Source organism: Microbacterium sp. ISL-103, from assembly GCF_018613995.1.
Taxonomy (GTDB): domain Bacteria; phylum Actinomycetota; class Actinomycetes; order Actinomycetales; family Microbacteriaceae; genus Microbacterium.
In genome coordinates, this window is sequence record NZ_JAGGPD010000581.1 from 1 (window position 1) to 1,200 (window position 1,200).

1 protein-coding gene and 1 pseudogene are annotated in these 1,200 nt (G+C 68.9%); both read right to left on the bottom strand.

Translation table 11 applies throughout. The annotated features are described in order from the left end of the window. Positions 1-478, bottom strand: a pseudogene (locus J7E68_RS18125) (haloacid dehalogenase); the annotation flags it as partial. Further along, a partial coding sequence (locus J7E68_RS18130) for a hypothetical protein (RefSeq protein WP_215174945.1) occupies positions 478-1,200 on the bottom strand: 723 nt, incomplete at its 5' end. The gene J7E68_RS18130 and the pseudogene J7E68_RS18125, both read right to left, overlap by 1 nt.

Genomic DNA, 1,200 nt, shown 5'->3' on the forward strand with positions numbered 1-1,200 from the left:
CGCCCTCCTCCTCCGGAACCTTCAACGCGAAGGCCGCCTCGGCGAGATCCGTCCAGGCCACCTCGGGGGCGAAGCCCTGCACCACGGCATCCGGCGCGTCCTCGGCGCTGCGGGTGACCGTGTAACCGGCCTTCTCCGCCTCGTCGACCAGGCCGGCCCCACCGATGATGAGCAGGGTGGCCGGCGGCGGCACGATGCCCGCGAGAAGACGCATCGCCGCCTGCGGGCTGGTGATCACATCCGCCGGGGCCACATCGAGCCCGAGGCTCGTCAGGTGTTCCGCGACTGAAGCGTCTGTGCGCGACGCGTTGTTCGTGATGTAGCCGAGACGCGCGGTCGACGCAGCCGCGTTGAGGCTCTCGACGGCGTACGGAAGCGCCCCCGGCCCCGCATAGACGACCCCGTCGAGATCAGCCAGCACCGCATCGACCCCGTCGAGCGGGGTGCGTGACGCTGCCCTCTTGGAGAACAGTCCCACTACGCCTCCTCAGGCGCGTCGGATGCCGCAGGCTTGCCGTGGGCATGATCGGAATCGGCGTCGGACTCGTTCTCGTCCGCGGCGTCGTCCTCGCCGAGCAGCTCGCGAACCTCGTCATCGATAGACGGCTCCGGCTCGACCTCGATCTGTGCGGCGTCGGTCGCGTCGTCAGCGTCATCAGCGTCGGCAGCGAGTTCTCCGTCGACGTCGGCAGGGGTAGCGTCGTGGTCGTCGTCATCGAAGTCGCCCTCGATGAGGCCGTCCTCGATGATGATCTCCTCGTCGCCCGCCTCGTCGACGCCCAGTGCCTCAGCAGCGACCTCCGCGCGGTGAGCCCAGAACTCCGCCTCGTCCGTACGCCCGAGATCCTCGAGAACGGCGGCGCGGGCGGCGAAGAGCGCAGGGCTCCATTCGAACGCACGATCCGGATCGAGCTCCGGGATCTCGAGTTCACCGAGCGCGAGTTCGAGGTCGCCCTGATCGAGCCGAGCTCCCGACATCGCGATCGCCAGGGAGACGAGAACAGGCGTCGGCAGTGCGGAGCGGTCGATGGCTCGACCGGTCTCGAGAGCACGGTCCGGGCGCCCGATACCGCGCTCGCTGTCGACCATGAGCGCGATCTGATCGTCCTTTCCGGAGATGCGACGGTAGGTGCGCAGCTCTCGGAGGGCCAGGGCGAAATCCTCGGTGGCGTAGGCAGTGATCCCGAGCGTCTCGCGCAC